Source organism: Pontibacter chinhatensis, from assembly GCF_900113285.1.
Taxonomy (GTDB): domain Bacteria; phylum Bacteroidota; class Bacteroidia; order Cytophagales; family Hymenobacteraceae; genus Pontibacter; species Pontibacter chinhatensis.
Map to the genome: position 1 here is coordinate 1 of NZ_FOOT01000012.1, position 16,906 is coordinate 16,906.

Here is a 16,906-nt window from a genome sequence, read left to right on the forward strand (position 1 = left end):
CTTCGCCTCATCCCCTGCCCCGCTCCTGCTGAACGGGAGGGCAAAAGTAGAAAACCTTTCCCGAAACGCAAACGCCCCGCCTAAAAAAAGATGGCACAACAGCGGAAATAGCTCAAGGTCAGGGGGAAAGTTTTCAAGGAGCCCGCCCCTTTCTCTCTTCCCTATTTCTCCCGGACGCTTAAGGGTAACATAAAGGGGGCATGATTAAGTTCATCATGCCCCCTTTTTTCTGGAAATATTTTTTAAACTATGCGTTTCTCGGCTTTTTATAGAGCGGCACGGTGCTGCACGGCTCTCCATACATAACGCTGGATGCCACCGGAACTAGCTTTCGCATGATCTCCACATAAGCATAAGCAGGTACCGGTGCGCTTCCACATCCTTTTACCACCACCTTCGCATCGCGGTATTCCTCCATATCAATTTTGGCTATCGCCTCCAGGAAGAGCGCCTGCTCCAGCGCCTCCAGGTTGCCGAACACATAGTAGTTGGCGTAATTCTGCAGTTTTGTGGCCAGCAACATATACGCCCAGGTCGGCACGATGGCATCCACTGAGCAGATGATAGCCACGTTCTTACCTTCGTACTGCGACCAGTCATGATCTTTGACGAAGGCACGGAAATCCTTCTCGCGCAGGATCAGTCCCTGAAACAGGTTATCCTTAATATCATACACTACCCGCTCTCCCGGATGAATCAGCTCTTCCAGGTTTAGGGTTACCAGCGCACTTTGCGCCACTCGGTTTATGATCTCTTCTGACATGGTTATACCTCCTAATTATTTTGCGCCCTTGCCCGGGCTTGTTATATAAACATCCTTCAGGTAGAAGGGTTCATAATACGCTACATCCTCAAAGGCCTGCTGTTTATACTTTGGCAGCGCCAACGCTCCTATGGTTTTGGCATTCGGGAGCACGCCTTCTATAAACAAGGCATTGGCCTCAGTGTTTACTATACTTTTATACTTAGCAGCGCCGCTTCCGAAGAAGATGATTGGTTGCTTCTCCAGCCTTGCCCTAAAAGTCTGCTCATCCAGCACCACCGGTGCTATCGGCTCCACCTCCTGCAGCTCATGCGTGAGCAGGCAAGTATAAACCTCCATCCGGCGCGCATCCAGCATGGGGCAGAACAAGTAACGCTCCGGGTTCGGCGTCATACCTATAACTTGTGCCGCCAAGCCATATAAGGTCGAAACCTCCAGCAGCGGTATGTTGAGCGAGAAGCACAAACCTTTGGCCGTGGATGTTCCGATACGCAGGCCTGTATAAGAACCAGGTCCGCCGGATACCGCTACTGCGCTTAGATCCTGCAAAGTATACCCGCAATTTTCGACCAGCTGCGCCACCATGACGGTGATGTGGGAAGAGTGCGACTTCTCTATCTGCAGCTCAGAGGCCCCCAGCAACTGCTGATCTTTATATAATGCGATGGAGCAGACAGTGGTAGAGGTTTCGAGCGCGAGCAACAGCGGCATGGGCAAGTATAGTTATAGTATGAAAGATACCACAAAATTACGTTACACTGGTAAAGCTTCCAAAAGTATAGCTTATGTATAGCAAAAGAGGGAAGCACTGCTGCGCCTCCCTCCCCTGCTTGTGTTTTTATACTTTTATTTAATTAGCCTTCAGGTATGATTTATACTTTACAGGATCCTTCAGCACCTGCACAGCTGCCAGGATATCCGGGTCATCATCAAAAGAAGACTCGATATAACCTTTCTGCAGGTAATAGCGGGAGGCTATCTCCGACTCCAGCATCTCCTGAATCTCGGCGCGGAAACGCATCAGGTCGTTGGCCTTGTTGTGCGATACTTTCTTACGGATGGCCGCTAACTCAGCTTGTATATCATCATAGTGCTTCCCTTCCTTCGCTTTTGAAGCCAGATCCTCCAGCTCACTCTCGATAGCAGTTGTGTAGGAGAGGTCTTTATCATCCAGGTAGGCTACAAACTTTTTATACTCTGCATCAGTCAGCTTAAACTCTGTGGCTGCCGGAATGCTGGGGTGCTCCAGTTTATACTTGTTCGCATAGTCGAAGAAATAGCCTTTGGCAGCTATGGTCCGGATTATTTCGGAGAAGTTCGGTTGTTCTACCTCTACATCAGGGCTAACACCACCACCATCGTATACCACACGGCCGGCTGCTGTTTTAAAAGCCGCGCGCAGCGAATCAGGTATCATCGCTACACTGCCGTCCTCGTTGCGGTGGGCATAGTCGATGGCCTGGATGCAGCGGCCACTTGGGATATAATATTTAGCTGTGGTTACTTTAAGTTGGGAGTTGTAAGACAGCGGGCGCGTCACCTGCACCAGGCCTTTGCCAAAAGTGCGCTCTCCTACCAGCACGGCGCGGTCATAGTCCTGCATCACGCCGGCCACAATCTCGGAAGCCGACGCGCTTCGTGAGCTGGTCAGCACCACCAGCGGCATCTCCAGGTCCAGCGGCTCATCCAGGGCTTTGTAGGTTTTGTTCCACTCCTCCACCTTACCCTTGGTACTTACGATGTCTTTGCCCTTCTCCACAAAAATGTTTGAGATGTTCACAGCCTCATGCAGCAAACCGCCCGGGTTGTCGCGCAGGTCCAGCACAATTTTCTGGGCGCCTTTCTCCTTCAGCTTCTGCACCGCCATCTTTACCTCCTTGCCTGCATCCACAGTAAAGCCTGAAAGTTGCAGGTAGCCGATCTCGCCATCCAGCATGCCGTAGTAAGGCACGTTTTCTACCATGATATTCTCGCGCAGCAGGTCCAGGGTCTTGGACTTGTTCTGCCCATAGCTGCGGATCTCCAGCTTAACGGAGGTGTTGGCCTGCCCTTTCAGCAACTTGCTCACCTCTTCGGTAGACTTACCCCGCACATCCACGCCATTTACTTTCAGGATTTCGTCGCCGATAGCCAGGCCTGCTTTGTGCGCCGGAGAGTTCTCGTAGGGCATCTGCACCACCACTTTCCCGTCGCGGCTACCGATAACGGCACCAATACCGCCATACTGCCCAGTGGTCATGGTGCGGAAATCCTCAATATCATCCTCCGGAATATAGTTAGTATAGGGGTCGAGCGACTTGAGCATGGCATCAATGCCCGTACGCATCATCTGCGCAGGCGGCACGTCATCCACATAGTACGTGTTTACCTCTTTGAAAAGGGTCGCAAAAACATCCAGGTTTTTGGCTATTTCAAAGTATCGCTCGGAATCTGTTTTAAAGGAAAAGAGGCCAAGGGCGAAAACGCCGATGAAAAGGCCGGTTATAGTTTTCTTATGCATAATGTCAGGCTATAGGAGACGCAGGTAAGTCTATTTACTTACAAAACGCGCCAAACCTGAAATTAGTTTTTTCTGGATAGAGTGGAAAGATTTTTTTTCCTTCCCGATATAAAGGATGCCCAGCAGGCGGGGAGCCTGGTCGGGTTGTTGGATGATAATGTGCTTGTTTAAGCGATACGCCTCACGCATCTGCCGCTTCAGCAGGTTACGGTCTACGGCGCGCTTAAAGTAGCGTTTTGAAACGGAGAGGAGCACCTGGGTTTGCCCAGGCGGCAGGTCCTGCGGCGTGTAGTACACAAACCGCAGCGGATACAAATTAAAAGAAGAACCCTTGGCGAAAAGCAGCGAGATAAGCCGCTTCTGGCACAAGCGTTCTTCTTTTGAAAATGTATAGTTTAAAGGCTGGCCGGCTGGCTCATTGGTAGCAGCTGTATTCATTAGCGGCTATGCAATAGCGAAGCCTATTCCTGCATCAGGAATTAAGCTGCCTTGTGTCTTTTGTCGCTAGAAACGGTCAGTCTCTTTCTGCCTTTGGCTCTTCTGCTGGCCAATACTCTTCTACCGTTAGCGGTTTCCATTCTAGATCTGAAACCGTGCTTGTTTCTTCTTTTTCTCTGAGAAGGCTGGAATGTTCTTTTCATCGTCTGCCAATGGTTTTATTATGGCCTGCAAAATTAGTAAACCTTTAATGAATCGCAAAGTCTGGTTCATAAATTTTAAAAAAAGATGCTACAGCGCTGTGTTTTGGTGTTGAGAGAACTGGTATTCAGGTAGGCGTGGCCGGATCGGTTTTATACTTTGGCTATGCTTTATACTTAAGTTATACATTACTCTCTGGTGCAAGCGTCCGTTTGTGCCTCCTATAGCCTTGTCGCTGGCGCGAGTTTGTAGCTCGTACCTACTATGGTGTTGGGTTTGTAACCCAACTGGCTCGCAGAGCCATACTTATACTTTTGCTGTACTTTCTATACTTGCCGATTTATACTTTATACGTCTCTGGCGCAAGCGTCCGCTTGTGCCGCTTTTAGCTATCGCTTCCCGCAGCTTGACACAAGCTATTCTTACCAGCTTCCGTTCATCCTATAGTTCCCACAAACCTAAAGTTGCATCTCTGACTATGGAGCTCTCAAGCCCGAGAGGGCTCACCTTCGGGCATCGCGCGGCGTGCCTGAAGCTGCCTCCGCGCTGCTCCGGCTGCCTCACTTCGTTCGGCACCGCAACATCCACAAGGCGCTCAACCCAAAGGCTGGGAACAGATTCGATAGCTGCTGCTAATGCAACTTGAACAGAACTCCCCTCCTTGGCTAAGGAGGGATGGTTGGACCCGGCACTGCAAAAGCTATTCCACTCCTTTCCAATAATAACTTCCGACTTTTCAATCCACGTACATAGCTTTGCAAAACGAACGTATAACCTGACGCATCATGATACATTATCGCCTCTCCTTTCAGAACCCGCTAACGCACTTTGTGGATATCACTATCACGATAATAGGTAACCAGCAGCAGGAGCTATACTTGCAACTGCCCGCCTGGCGCCCTGGGCGGTATGAGTTGCAGCAGTTTGCCCAAAAGTTGCGGGCCGTGACAGCCTCTGCCGACGGAGAAGGTATCACCATCGAGAAAGTGACCAAGGACCGTTGGCTGGTGCAGGCCGGAGATGCCTCGGAGGTACAAATCCGCTACAGCTTTTTTGCGCGCCAGATGGATGCCGGTGGCTCGTGGCTGGATGAGGAGCAGCTTTACCTCAACCCGATTAACTGCCTGATGGCGGTAGAAGGGCGCGAACAAGAGGAATGCCAGCTAGAACTGCAGCTGCCGGAAGAGTGGCAGATTGCCTGCGGGCTGCCCGAAGTGGAGAAGCATACGTTGCAGGCGGCAACCTTTGACGAGCTGGTGGACAGTCCTTTTATTGCGAGCGACAGCCTGAAGCGGGAAACGTTTGAGGTAAGCGGTTATACTTTCCACGTCTGGATACAGGGCGACTGCCAGCCGGACTGGGCGAAAATAAAGCAGGACTTTATCGGGTTTACAAAAGAGCAGTTAGAAGTGTTCGGCGATTTTCCGGTAAAAGAGTACCATTACCTGAACCAGATTCTGCCTTACCGCTATTACCACGGCGTGGAGCACAGCCACTCTACCGTCATCACGCTGGGGCCAGGCGAGCTGCTTATGTCGCCGGCCTTGTACAAAGAGTTTGTGGGCGTGAGTTCGCACGAGCTCTTCCATACCTGGAACATCAAGAAAATACGCCCTGCCGAGATGCTGCCGTACAACTTCGCGCAGGAGAATTACTTCAAGACAGGTTATGTAGCCGAAGGCATCACTACCTACTACGGCGATTACATGCTGGCGCGCAGCGGCTTCTTTACTGCTGAGGCATACTTTGAAGAACTCAACACCACCCTGCAGCGCTACTTCGCCGACTACAGCCGCCATAACCTCTCCGTTGCAGACTCCTCCTTCGATTTGTGGCTGGACGGCTACAAGCCGGGCATCCCCGACCGCAAGGTATCCATCTACATCAAAGGCGCCCTCACCGCCCTGCTCCTGGACCTGCAGCTACGCCAAGCTACCGGTAACAGCGCAAGTATGGATGTGGTGATGAGGGAGCTATGGGAGCGTTTCGGCAAAAAGAACATCGGCTACTTGGAGCAGGACTACGCTAACCTAGTAGAGGAAGTGGCAGCACAGTCGTTTCAGCCATACTTTGACAGGTACATCCACGGCACTGAACCTATTGAACATGCCCTGGACGAAGCCCTGCGCTATGTAGGCTGCACCCTGGCCGAACACCAGAACCCGCTTATTTATGAGAGCAAGTATGGCTTTAAGGTTTCTTCTGAGGGAAGTATAAAAGTAACTGCCATTGCCCCAGGCTCACCGGCCAGTGAGCTTTTAAGTATAGACGATGAACTGGTGGCCCTGAACGGACGCAAACTGGAGAACAACCTGCAACAGCTGCTGGCGCTGGAGCCACAGGAAATGGAGCTAACCTTGTTCCGGGAGAAGCAGCTGCGCGTGGTAAGGCTGGAACCCAACGGCCAAAGCTACTACAGCAAGTATACGGTGCAGAAACGGCAGGACGCGACGGCGGAAGAAATGGAGAACTTCAGATTGTGGCTGAAGCAGGCGTTTTAAGATGCATAATGCTTTACCCACCTCTACCCCTCTCAAGAGGGGAATTATCCGTAGGCGACTACATCTCACTTGCTGGCGCGGGTTTGCAACCTGTGTCTCATTATAATGTCAGATTTGCAATCCAACTGGGTCAGAGGTTCAACGATAGCCGGTCACGAGTGTGGACGCTCGCGCCATAATGAGCCGGTTTACCAAAACATAAGAACCTACCTCTGGGGAGAATATGTTTTTGCTACCTGCTGCCAAGAACCTTTCAGGATGATAAAATAAAAAAGTATGATCGCCCCAGCCACCTCTGCAGGCATATGATATGATTTATACTTGCATTGATTGCCCTCTAGTTAAAAAGCAGCTTAGCATAGAACGAGGGCTGACGGAGGCGCTCGCGCAGGTCTAGGTCGTTGAACATGCAGGAGATGGTCTCGGCCAGGGCTTGGTTCTTACTTGCCTTGCTGGCCACTTTATCGAAAAGCCAGGGATAGTTTAGCAGCTTTTGCATCTGGCGGCTTAGCCGGAGCTCTTTCCAGAGGCGATTATAAACGGCTTTATCGTAGCCCTGCATGAATTGGGCAGAGAAATCCTGCTGCTGCAGGCACTTTTCCGCTTGTGCTGCCGCCCACCTGCCGCTTATCATGCCGTTGCTGATGCCTTCGCCGGTAAAAGGGTCTATCAACGCGCCGGCATCGCCCAGGAGCATGTAGTTGTCGCCAGAGAGGGTGCGCTTTCTGGAGCCGAGCGGCAATCCGAAGCCCCGTATCTCATCTACCAGTTCGGCTTTGGCAAAGCGGCGCTGCAGTTCGGGATGCTCCGCTATCATGCGCAGCATTTCCTTTTTCAGGTTCACTTTTTTGCGGCTCACAGCGCTACTCAGCATACCCACCCCCACGTTGGCATGGCCACCCGGCAAGGGGAATATCCAGAAGTAACCCGGCAGAAAATCTTTGAAGAAGTGCAGCTCTATAAACCCATCGGCATCCATCCCTTCCACGCCTTTGTAGTAGGCGCGCAGGCCCGCGCAGTAGTGTTCCGGCTCCTGCTCCAGCCCTGCCACATGCCGCGAAAAACCCGATTGCGCCCCGTTGGCCACCAGCAGCAGCTTCGCCTGCACCAGCGGCTTGCCAAGTTTATCCGAAAGTATAAATCCGCCTCTCGGTACGCGCTCATACTTGGTAATTTCCAGGTTTTCCCGCAGTTCGATTTCCGGCCGCTGCCGCACCTGCTGCACCAAAAAATCATCAAAATGAATACGTTTGGAAATGTACCCGGCTGGTGTGTCCTTTTCAGGTTGGTAGTTATACTTGAAGGGCACGCTCAGCTTATGCCCGCCCGGCGAGATAAAGTGGATACCCCACGAAGGCAGTGCCTCCTGCAACTCGCCCAACTGCTGTGGCAAACCTGGCGAAATACGACGCAGCTCGTTGACCACTTTGCCGCTCAACGCATCGCCGCATACTTTGTCGCGCGGAAAGACGGCCTTATCGAGCAGAAGCGACGGGATGTCTTTGTTGGCCAGGTGAAGGGCGGCAGTGGCTCCGGCAGGGCCTGCGCCAAGTATACAGATGTCGGTTTGGTGCATGGGAAAGTATAAGGTCTGCTAAAGATAGTAGAAGCAGCCAACCGGCACAAACCGGACACAAAAAAGGGAAGCCCTGTTACAGGACTTCCCCTTCCTTAGTTTTTCATAGTCTATTTTGCTTGGAAAGGCGCCTTACTTTTTATCGTATGGCGTGTTGTTACCGCCCTTTGCCAGGTTGCGGTTCGGGTTCTGCACTTTAGTATCGTCTTTGTTCAGTGCGCTGCGCACCGGGTTTTTCTCAATGTTGCCCATCAGTTTATTTGGGTCTTCCTGATTTGGATTGTTCTTCTTCAGCTCATCCAACGTCTTCTTATTCTCATTCTTGATGCTCATAGCTTGTTTTTCTCTTAGTGTATGGTATAGTTTACCGCATCGGACTATACTTTGTTGCACTTAGCTGCTGCGCCTTTAAGCTAAGAAGCCACCTGCAGGCTTTTTAAGAGCATTAAAATTGTACTATATCTAAAAAGAAAAAGGGAAGCCGAAGCTTCCCTTTTATACTTTATACTTGGTTATACTTACTGCAGCACCGTGTCAAACGCCACCAGGTTCACGAACTGCTGCACACGGGCGTCAATCTCTTCCTGCGAAAGGTTTTTGAGGCGCTCTGTACCGAATTTTTCCACGCAGAACGAGGCCATGGCCGAGCCATAAATTACGGCGCGCTTCATGCTCTCGAAGCTGATGTCTTTTGTGCTGGCCAGGTAACCGATGAAGCCACCCGCAAACGTGTCGCCAGCTCCGGTTGGGTCAAACACTTCTTCCAGCGGAAGGGCTGGCGCAAAAAACACTTTCTCCTCGTGGAACAACAGGGCGCCGTGTTCGCCTTTTTTGATGATGAGGAACTTAGGCCCCATCGCCATGATTTTTTTGGCCGCTTTCACCAATGAGTAGTCGCCGCTGAGTTGGCGCGCCTCCTCGTCGTTAATCGACAGCACATCTACCAGTTTCAGGGTTTCCTTCAGGTCGTCCAGGGCAATGTCCATCCAGAAGTTCATGGTGTCCATCACAATGAGTTTAGGACGGCTGCTGAGGCGCTCGATTACGGTTTTCTGCACCTGCGGCGCCAGGTTGCCCAGCATCAGGTACTCGCAGCCCTGGTAGCTGTCGGGGATAATCGGGTCGAAATCGCCCAGCACGTTGAGCTCGGTGGCCAGCGTTTCGCGGCTGTTCATGTCGTTGAAGTAGCGGCCCGACCAGAAGAAGGATTTCTCGTTCTCCTTTACCTGCACGCCTTCGGTGCTGATGTTACGCTCGTGCATCAGGGCGATGTGGTCCTGGTCAAAGTCACCTCCCACTACCGACACCACGTTTACCGGCTTTACAAAGTATGACGACGACAGAGAAATATAAGTGGCCGCACCACCCACGATCTTATCTGTTTTTCCGAAGGGAGTCTCCAGCGCATCAAACGCCATCGAACCTACTACTACTAAGCTCATATTTTTAATTGTTGATTGTTACACAGTTTAATTGCTGAATAGCTGCCTCCACAAAAGTACTTATTACTAAAAATTTAGCAGCTCAGCCACTTCGCAATTTGTCTAAATAAAAAAAGCCCTTGAAGGTTCGCTTCAAGGGCTTGGGGTGGAAGATGGGGCTCGAACCCACGACCCCCAGAATCACAATCTGGTGCTCTAACCAACTGAGCTACAACCACCGTGTCTCGTTTGAGTGTGCAAATATACATAGCATTTCAGACAATGCAATACTCTGCGCGCATTTTTTAGCTCAAAAAAGAGCTCAGAAACGCAAAAAGCTATAAATCAGAAGTATATTTTTTATGAATATGTATCTGATTCTATACTCTCGCTCGCCTCTGGCGAGTGTGGGTATCATGTGGCGTCCCGCCACGCTAAGAATAGTTGCTGTACTTTTACCATAGCGGCCAGAGGCCGCCGGACAGCTCACACCAGAGAATAATGTTTTATCTATAACCGGGCCGGAGGCCCAACTATAGTCCGGCACGAGCGAGGACGCTCGCGCCATACTTTTTTACCTGCTAAGCTTCGTACCGCACCACGGGCAGTAATTAATCACAACCATGGTAGCGCTGCCATCGTGCACCGGGATGCCGTATAGTCCTTCATCCCACTTGTTGATGATGACGTCCGGGTCGTCATACTTTATATCGCCGTCTTCGTCCAAGCTCTGGTATACTTTGTCGGCCAGCATCAGGCAGCAGTAGTTTTCGTAGTCGAAGCCGTTGGCCTTTAGCTTTTCGGCGGTGGCCCAGTTGTAGCAGGCCTCATCCTCGTGGATGGCATCTACATACGCCTCATATTCCTCCGAAGCAGTTACCTCCTCCGGCAGCTCCTTCCCGAAAAAGCGGGCGTGCAGTTTTTTAAACTTCTCCAGTTCCATACTTGCTACCGGTCGAACAGCATTCGTTCGCCTTTCTTGCTCTCGTCAAACTCACCATTGGCAAAGGCCAGGTGGCCGGAAACCAGCGTGTGGGTAATACTGGAGCTAAACGTGTGCCCCTCGAACGGCGACCAGCCGCATTTATAGTAGGTGTTCTCTTTGGTTACGGTGTAAGGCTTGTTCAGGTCTACCAGCACCAGGTCAGCCCAGTAGCCTTCGCGGATGTAGCCACGCTCGCGCACGTTGAACAGGATGGCCGGTGCATGCGCCATCTTCTCCACCACCTTCTCCAACATCAGCTTGCCCTGCTTTACAAACTCAAGCATCATCTGCAGCGAGTGCTGCACAAGCGGCACCCCGGATGGCGCCTGTTTATACTTGCCCTGCTTCTCTTCCCACAGGTGCGGGGCATGGTCGGTGGCAATCACGTCGAGCTTATCCTCCAGCAGCCCTTTCAGCAACCCTGCTTTGTGGCGCGCCTCTTTTACAGCCGGGTTACACTTTATCTGGGTGCCATAGGTATCGTAATCTTCCTTATCGAACCACAGGTGATGCACGCATACTTCGGCGGTGATGCGCTTCTCTTTCAGCGGAATGTCGTTGCGGAACAGCTTCAGCTCCTCTTCCGTGGAAATATGCAGAATGTGCAGGCGGGTGTTATACTTCTCGGCCAGCTTCACGGCCAGGAAAGACGACTTAAAGCAAGCGGCCTCGTTGCGGATTTCCGGATGGCACTTCACCGGGATGTCCTCTCCGTACTTAGCCTCATACAGCGCCATGTTGTCGCGGATGGTTTGCTCGTCCTCGCAATGCACTGCAATCGGCAGTTTGGCCCTGGAGAAAATCTGCTCCAGCGTCTGCTCGTTATCCACCAGCATGTTACCTGTAGAGGAGCCCATGAAGATTTTAATGCCGCAAACGGTGTTGGGATTGGTGAGCAGCACCTCGGCCAGGTTGTCGTTGGTGGCTCCCATGTAAAAGGAATAGTTGGCCAGCGAGGTCTCCGCCGCAATTTTATACTTATCCTCCAGCAGCTCCTGCGTCACGGTATTAGGCACCGTGTTGGGCATCTCCATAAACGAAGTGGTACCACCAGCCACAGCCGCCCGGGCCTCCGTTTCGATGTTTGCCTTGTGCGTCAGGCCGGGCTCACGGAAGTGCACCTGGTCGTCGATAACGCCGGGCAGCAAGTATAAACCGGTGGCGTCGATGGTTTGGTCGGCGTCGGCACTTATACTTTGGCCAATCTGCGCGATGCGGCCGTTCTGCACCAGCACATCGGCCGTGGTTATACTTCCTTCGTTTACGAGTTGAGCGTTCTTGATGAGGATAGATTTCATACTTGCTAAGATACGTGTTAGGCAAAATTAACACATTATCTTAGTTTCCGGCAGAAATCCTATTGGTTTGTGGGCTATTCCGGCTGCATCAGCTTGCCAATGAAAAGTATGGCGTTGGAAGATTTCTCCCGGATAAGGAAAACAAACGGCCTGTCGATGCGGATGGAAGAAGGGATGGAAGTAAGTACCATGCCAACAGATGTTGCAGCAGCCGCCTCAGTACCTTCCTCGTTCACCTCCACAAAGGTTTTATGCATTACTTCGGATATCGCCAAGCCTGCCTGCCCCTCCAGCATTCTGCTAAAGTCTGCCTGCGGGCTAAAGGCAATGCCCATCCCCTGCTGCTCCAGCATCTGGTTTAGCTTTTTGCCATACTCCAGCTTAAACTTTGGCATGTGCAGCTCCAGCTTCGAGGTATCCGCGGCGGATAACCAACTGTTCAGGTTTGCGTCACTCAGCTCCTCTACCACCTGCTGCACCGTGCGATCTGCCTTTGGCATCACGATCGTCATGCTATACTGCTGGTTTCCGTAAGGCAGATCTATTACTTCTTTTGTCTGGTCCTGAAAGTATAAATACTTGCCATTCTTCATTGTCATGAAGTCATGGGTGATGGTGTTGCCGTCTTCTTTGCGGAACGGCCCGGGCTTCGTCAGCTTTTTATCGAATGGGTAGGTCCAGGTGCCTTTAAAGTAAATCGCATTAACCAGAAACAGCACATGCCGCGGAGTTACCTCCTCCACAATTTTCTCAATCTTGCCGTTGGTGTTGCTTTTAACCCAGCTATTTATCTGGTCTTTGGCGGTTGGCGAGGCAAAATCCAGGCCTTTCACCGTGGCGTTAAAGTATGTTTTGTTTGTTTCTGCGAACGGGGCCTGCAGTTTAAAGTCATTTCTATGCCAAAGCGAGTTGGCTGAGGTAAAAACCACTTTCTTATCCACTCCCTTCAGCAGCGCGTCCAGTTCTTTGTAAGATTTGTTGATGTCTTCGTCCGAGTTCAGCTGAAAGCCCAAGGTTTCCCGCATCGCCTCTTTGGTAGCGCCATTGGCCCCGTTGTAGGTCATGGTTAAGGCCATACTTATACTTAGCGGCGAGATAAACACGTTGTCCTGCTCTTCCTCGCTGAGCTGGGCAAAGGCGCGAAAGGCGAAGTCGTTGGAGCTTTCCACAGTCTTCTGCTCCTGCACCGTCAGGGCACGTACGTTGGGCGTATTGTCCGCGACTTCGTCTTGCTGGCAACCAGAGAATAGTGTGGCTGCCGCGGTGGCTATACTTAACAGGAGCATGTTCTTGTTCATGACAGTGGCGTTATGGGCAACGTATAAGTCCTTTTCCCAATGACCCTTATGGCCGGCAAAGGGTTGCAAAAGCTTAGGAAGTATGCCTACGAGAAGTAGCTGCTACTGATGGAGGTGTCTCGCACATACAGCACAGACACCAAGTTCATTTACTTCTAATGGGCCATAGTATTGCCTGATATGCTCTGCTAAAAAGCCCGGATAAACTTTCTGAGGGAGTTCGGGCTTATACCCTATCGTCTGACATAAAATATATTGATTTAGCCACTTCTTTACTTCGGGATACTGCTTCGTATACAATTCTCTGTCTCTTCCCTTCATTAATACAGGCTTTTATAGTCAAGTTAAATTCTCCAGATCATCCAAATCCCGCCTGCGCCCACTACTCTCCTTGTTCTTACGAAGATCTTTCAAACTGATAAAACTTACTGGTATACCTTCATCCTCTAGCACTACTTTATTAGGATAGCATTCTTCAAATTTTACACCATCAATACTTGTAAGCACATCTATCCTGAGGGGAGGGTAACCTAACTGAATAATATTTTCTTTGGTGAGAAAGTCTTTCTCTGTTAAACCGAAGCTGCCAAACCCAAATTCCTGCATTACCTCTACCATTGTGTTAGCAGTTTCTTCATCAGGACTTATCCATACATCCAGATCACCAGTGTACCTGGGGTGCCCGTGTATACCAACTGCATAACCACCCACTATCAGATACTTAACCTTATGCTTGTTTAATAATTCTACAAACTCTCTGAAGTCTTGGCTCAACATCTTTCTTTATGAATTTTATGTATTGGCTGCGAAGTAATTCAATAGCTGCCAAGCGCTCTTGTGGCGATTTGGACTGCCAGTACGCATAATCCGACTGTTGATCTTTAAGGCCTATTTTTCTAACAACTTTTTCCATACTTCATATCAGTATCAGCAACAATATACGCATTTTACCGGTCGGCTTTACACCAGCTACACTTCCCTCCCGCAAAAATCCCGTACCTTTGCATTAAAACACCAAGTATAAAGTATAACCATGGCAGAAGAAGCGGAGAAAGAAATCACCACGTTCGAGGATTTTAAACTGAACAGGCAGTTGCTGAATGCCATTGAAGAAGCTGGCTACGAGAAACCAACACCCATACAGTTAAAGGCAATCCCGGTGATAATGGGCGGCCACGACGTGATGGGCATTGCCCAAACCGGCACCGGCAAAACGGCGGCTTTCCTGTTGCCTATCCTGATGAAGGTGAAGTATGCACAGGGCATAAACCCGCGCGCCATTATACTGGCCCCTACCCGCGAGTTGGCCATGCAGATAGAGGAGCACATCACACTCCTTGGCAAGTATACCGACATCCGCCACACAGCCATCTACGGCGGTTTGGGCCCGAAAACGCAGATTGAGACAATAAACAAGGGCATTGACATCCTGGTAGCCACACCAAAGCGCCTGATGGAGCTGTACCTGAAAGGCGAGCTGGTACTGAAGGAAGTAAAAACATTGGTGCTGGACGAGGCCGATAAAATGATGGACATGGGCTTTATGCCCCAAATCCGCCAGATGCTGGAAGTAATCCCGCGCAAGCGCCAGAACCTGCTCTTTTCGGCTACGATGCACCCGAAGGTAGTGGAACTGTCGGAGGAGTTTCTGGAGTTCCCGACCCGCATAGAGGTTACGCCGCAGGCCACGCCCGTAGAAACCGTGAGCCAGACCTTGTACCAGGTGCCGAACCTGCGCACCAAAATCGCGCTGCTCGAGCACATCATCCAGGATGAGGAGGTGTTTAACCGCGTCATCATCTTTACCAGAAGCAAGAAAAATGCGGAGGATGTGGCCAAATTCCTGGAGCGAAAAGAGTATGGCGAGGTACGGGCCATACACGGCAACAAAGGACAGAACACACGCATCAACTCCATGGAGGCCTTTAAAGGCGGCGATGTGCGCTTTCTGGTAGCTACGGATGTGGCATCAAGAGGGATTGACGTAAGTATGGTGAGCCATGTGATCAACTTTGATGTACCGTTTGTGTACGAAGATTACGTGCACCGCATCGGCAGAACCGGTCGCGCTGAAAACGAAGGGGCAGCAATCACATTTGCCAACCCGGCCGAGATGTACCATATCCGCAAGATTGAAAAACTCATACGGATGCAGATACCGGAGCAGCCGATGCCGCCGGAGGTAAAAATCCATGAAATAACCTTTGAGGAGCAGCAGGCCATCGCCCGCGACATTGACCACCAGAAGCGCCTGGAGAACCCTGACTTTAAAGGTGCTTTCCATGAGAAGCAAAGCAAGCATAAGTCTAATTTCGAGAAGGGCAAAAAGAAAGGCGACCCGAAGAACTCTGGCTGGCAGAAGACTAAGAAAAAAGGCGGCCGCAGGAAGTAACGATGTTTTTGAGGGACTCTATTCGGCTACTGACTGAGGGGTGCGCCTCTTCCCGCTTATGGCGCAAGTCTTCAGACTTGTGTCTTACTATGGTGTTGGGTTTGTAACCCAACTGGCTTGAAAAGCCATATATATACTTCGGCTGTGCTTTTATACTTTGGCTATACTTTTATTCTTGCTGATTTATACTTTATACTTCCTCTGGCGCAAGCGTCCGATTGTGCCTTTTTCTACTTTGGCTATACTTCCATAGCCTCGGCTTACTTCCATTTGAAACAAGCTATCCTTATTAGCTGCCGTTCATCCTCTAGTTTCCACATACCTATCGTTTCATTTCCTACTTTCTGCCCTCCCAGGCCGGGAGGCCTCGTTTTCCTGCTCGGCGCTGTGTTCCCTCCTTGCCTCGCTGCCGCTCAGCATGCCCTTGACGGGCACCGGATCTCACAAGGCGCCTCACAGAAAAACTGGGAATCTTTCGATAGCCTCCGCTATTACAACTGTCCCCTTGAGGGGAGCATAGGGGTGTAATCGTCTGCTGGGACATGAGGTGGTTCAAATCTGATTGCTCCAGTCATTGCTGTCATCTCGAACTTGGGGAGAGATCTGGTTAGAATTCCCGATAGATCTCTCACAGCTACGCTGGCTCTCTTCGGCTCTCGCCTCAAGAGTACTCGAGATGACAGAGAAAGTGGCAAGTATAAACTGTCCCCTTGAGGACAAGTGAGACGAGAATCGAAACTTGCGACCAAAGGTACATAGGGGGATGTAATCGCCCGCAGTGAATTCCCCTCCTCGGAGGGGCTAGGGGTGGGTTTATACTTGTAGGTAAAAGTCGCGACCTGTCCACGCGAGAACCAAGGCTATGAAACTTATACTTCAGCAGTGGCAATAACAGACTCCCCGCCTTAGACTACCGAGAACGCGAGTTCGAAGGTAGCGAGCGCAGCTCTGAGGGGGAAGGGGTGGTTGGACCCGGCACTATTTAACCCCCACGCCTCACAGCTTGATATGTAATAGCAAGTGCTCAGCCATATGGCCGAACTCAAACACCATCAGGTTTAAGACAGAGCTCCAGAAAATGGAACTCCAGAGCATGTGCAGAAAGATATTTTTGCGCGGGGCTCCGAATAGCGCTACTACCAGCGTGCCGAAGATAGGAGTAAAGATAACGGGGGTCAGAAAAGCTACGCCCGGAACGCCAAAATGCTGCCACACCCGTATGATTCGGCGGGTCCGCTTGCTGAATACCGGCTTTTGCTTTGCCCGTCTGCGTTGCGAAATCCATTTGGCCACCGCCTTGCCAATGGTAGAGAAGATGGTAACACTTGTCATCATGCCGGCCACCGTCAGCAACACGGTTTCAGGGTAAGATAAGCCGAGCGAAACACCTGTCAGCGGCCCCCCAATGAACTTCACCATACTCATCAGGTACACCGAAAGGTACTTTAATACTTCCACAAACACCACAGGGCTCAGTAACAAGGGTAAACTGTTTCAGGTCGCATGAAAAGGGCAACTATGCTTTATACGTTT

15 protein-coding genes and 1 tRNA gene are annotated in these 16,906 nt (G+C 50.9%); 2 read left to right on the forward strand and 14 right to left on the reverse strand.

Going from position 1 to position 16,906, the window contains the following annotated elements; all coding sequences use genetic code 11:
* Window positions 1-247: 247 nt before the first annotated feature.
* From BM040_RS19950 to rpmH, 5 genes are all read right to left on the reverse strand, one after another.
* Entirely contained in the window at window positions 248-763 is a 516-nt protein-coding gene (locus BM040_RS19950; RefSeq protein ID WP_092105281.1) for a DUF2480 family protein, read from the reverse strand.
* A 15-nt stretch (window positions 764-778) separates the two neighbouring features.
* Window positions 779-1,474, reverse strand: a complete 696-nt coding sequence (tsaB, locus tag BM040_RS19955; protein WP_092105283.1) for a tRNA (adenosine(37)-N6)-threonylcarbamoyltransferase complex dimerization subunit type 1 TsaB — start codon at window positions 1,472-1,474, stop codon at window positions 779-781.
* Between the two features lie 139 nt (window positions 1,475-1,613).
* Complete coding sequence (locus BM040_RS19960) at window positions 1,614-3,263, reverse strand: S41 family peptidase (protein ID WP_092105285.1); 1,650 nt, start codon at window positions 3,261-3,263, stop codon at window positions 1,614-1,616.
* A gap of 30 nt (window positions 3,264-3,293) precedes the next feature.
* A complete protein-coding gene (locus BM040_RS19965; RefSeq protein ID WP_092105287.1) occupies window positions 3,294-3,701 on the reverse strand; it encodes a ribonuclease P protein component in 408 nt (135 codons plus the stop codon).
* A 41-nt stretch (window positions 3,702-3,742) separates the two neighbouring features.
* Window positions 3,743-3,904 (reverse strand): 50S ribosomal protein L34, encoded by a 162-nt coding sequence (gene rpmH / locus BM040_RS19970; protein ID WP_092105289.1) that lies wholly within the window; start codon window positions 3,902-3,904, stop codon window positions 3,743-3,745.
* A gap of 783 nt (window positions 3,905-4,687) precedes the next feature.
* Between rpmH and BM040_RS19975 the strand changes: the two genes are divergently transcribed.
* Window positions 4,688-6,403 (forward strand): M61 family metallopeptidase, encoded by a 1,716-nt coding sequence (locus BM040_RS19975; RefSeq protein WP_092105291.1) that lies wholly within the window; start codon window positions 4,688-4,690, stop codon window positions 6,401-6,403.
* A 337-nt stretch (window positions 6,404-6,740) separates the two neighbouring features.
* Here the strand turns inward: BM040_RS19975 and BM040_RS19980 are convergent, their stop codons facing one another.
* From BM040_RS19980 to BM040_RS20020, 8 genes are all read right to left on the reverse strand, one after another.
* Window positions 6,741-7,979 (reverse strand): NAD(P)/FAD-dependent oxidoreductase, encoded by a 1,239-nt coding sequence (locus BM040_RS19980; protein ID WP_092105293.1) that lies wholly within the window; start codon window positions 7,977-7,979, stop codon window positions 6,741-6,743.
* Window positions 7,980-8,111: 132 nt separating this feature from the next.
* Entirely contained in the window at window positions 8,112-8,312 is a 201-nt protein-coding gene (locus BM040_RS19985; protein WP_092105295.1) for a hypothetical protein, read from the reverse strand.
* A gap of 185 nt (window positions 8,313-8,497) precedes the next feature.
* Window positions 8,498-9,421 (reverse strand): PfkB family carbohydrate kinase, encoded by a 924-nt coding sequence (locus tag BM040_RS19990; protein ID WP_092105298.1) that lies wholly within the window; start codon window positions 9,419-9,421, stop codon window positions 8,498-8,500.
* A gap of 141 nt (window positions 9,422-9,562) precedes the next feature.
* Window positions 9,563-9,639, reverse strand: a tRNA-His gene (locus BM040_RS19995).
* Between the two features lie 335 nt (window positions 9,640-9,974).
* Complete coding sequence (locus BM040_RS20000; RefSeq protein ID WP_092105300.1) at window positions 9,975-10,343, reverse strand: DUF6980 family protein; 369 nt, start codon at window positions 10,341-10,343, stop codon at window positions 9,975-9,977.
* A gap of 5 nt (window positions 10,344-10,348) precedes the next feature.
* A complete protein-coding gene (locus BM040_RS20005; protein WP_092105302.1) occupies window positions 10,349-11,683 on the reverse strand; it encodes a dihydroorotase in 1,335 nt (444 codons plus the stop codon).
* A 74-nt stretch (window positions 11,684-11,757) separates the two neighbouring features.
* Window positions 11,758-12,981: a serpin family protein gene (locus BM040_RS20010; protein WP_092105304.1), complete on the reverse strand. Its 1,224-nt coding sequence runs from the start codon at window positions 12,979-12,981 to the stop codon at window positions 11,758-11,760.
* A gap of 339 nt (window positions 12,982-13,320) precedes the next feature.
* Window positions 13,321-13,758: a hypothetical protein gene (locus tag BM040_RS20020; RefSeq protein WP_092105308.1), complete on the reverse strand. Its 438-nt coding sequence runs from the start codon at window positions 13,756-13,758 to the stop codon at window positions 13,321-13,323.
* Window positions 13,759-14,014: 256 nt separating this feature from the next.
* Here BM040_RS20020 and BM040_RS20030 point away from each other — a divergent pair, with 256 nt between their 5' ends.
* Entirely contained in the window at window positions 14,015-15,373 is a 1,359-nt protein-coding gene (locus BM040_RS20030) for a DEAD/DEAH box helicase (protein ID WP_092105312.1), read from the forward strand.
* A 996-nt stretch (window positions 15,374-16,369) separates the two neighbouring features.
* On the opposite strand, the gene BM040_RS20035 is transcribed toward BM040_RS20030, so the two are convergent.
* Entirely contained in the window at window positions 16,370-16,855 is a 486-nt protein-coding gene (locus BM040_RS20035) for a hypothetical protein (protein WP_245756314.1), read from the reverse strand.
* Window positions 16,856-16,906: the final 51 nt, after the last annotated feature.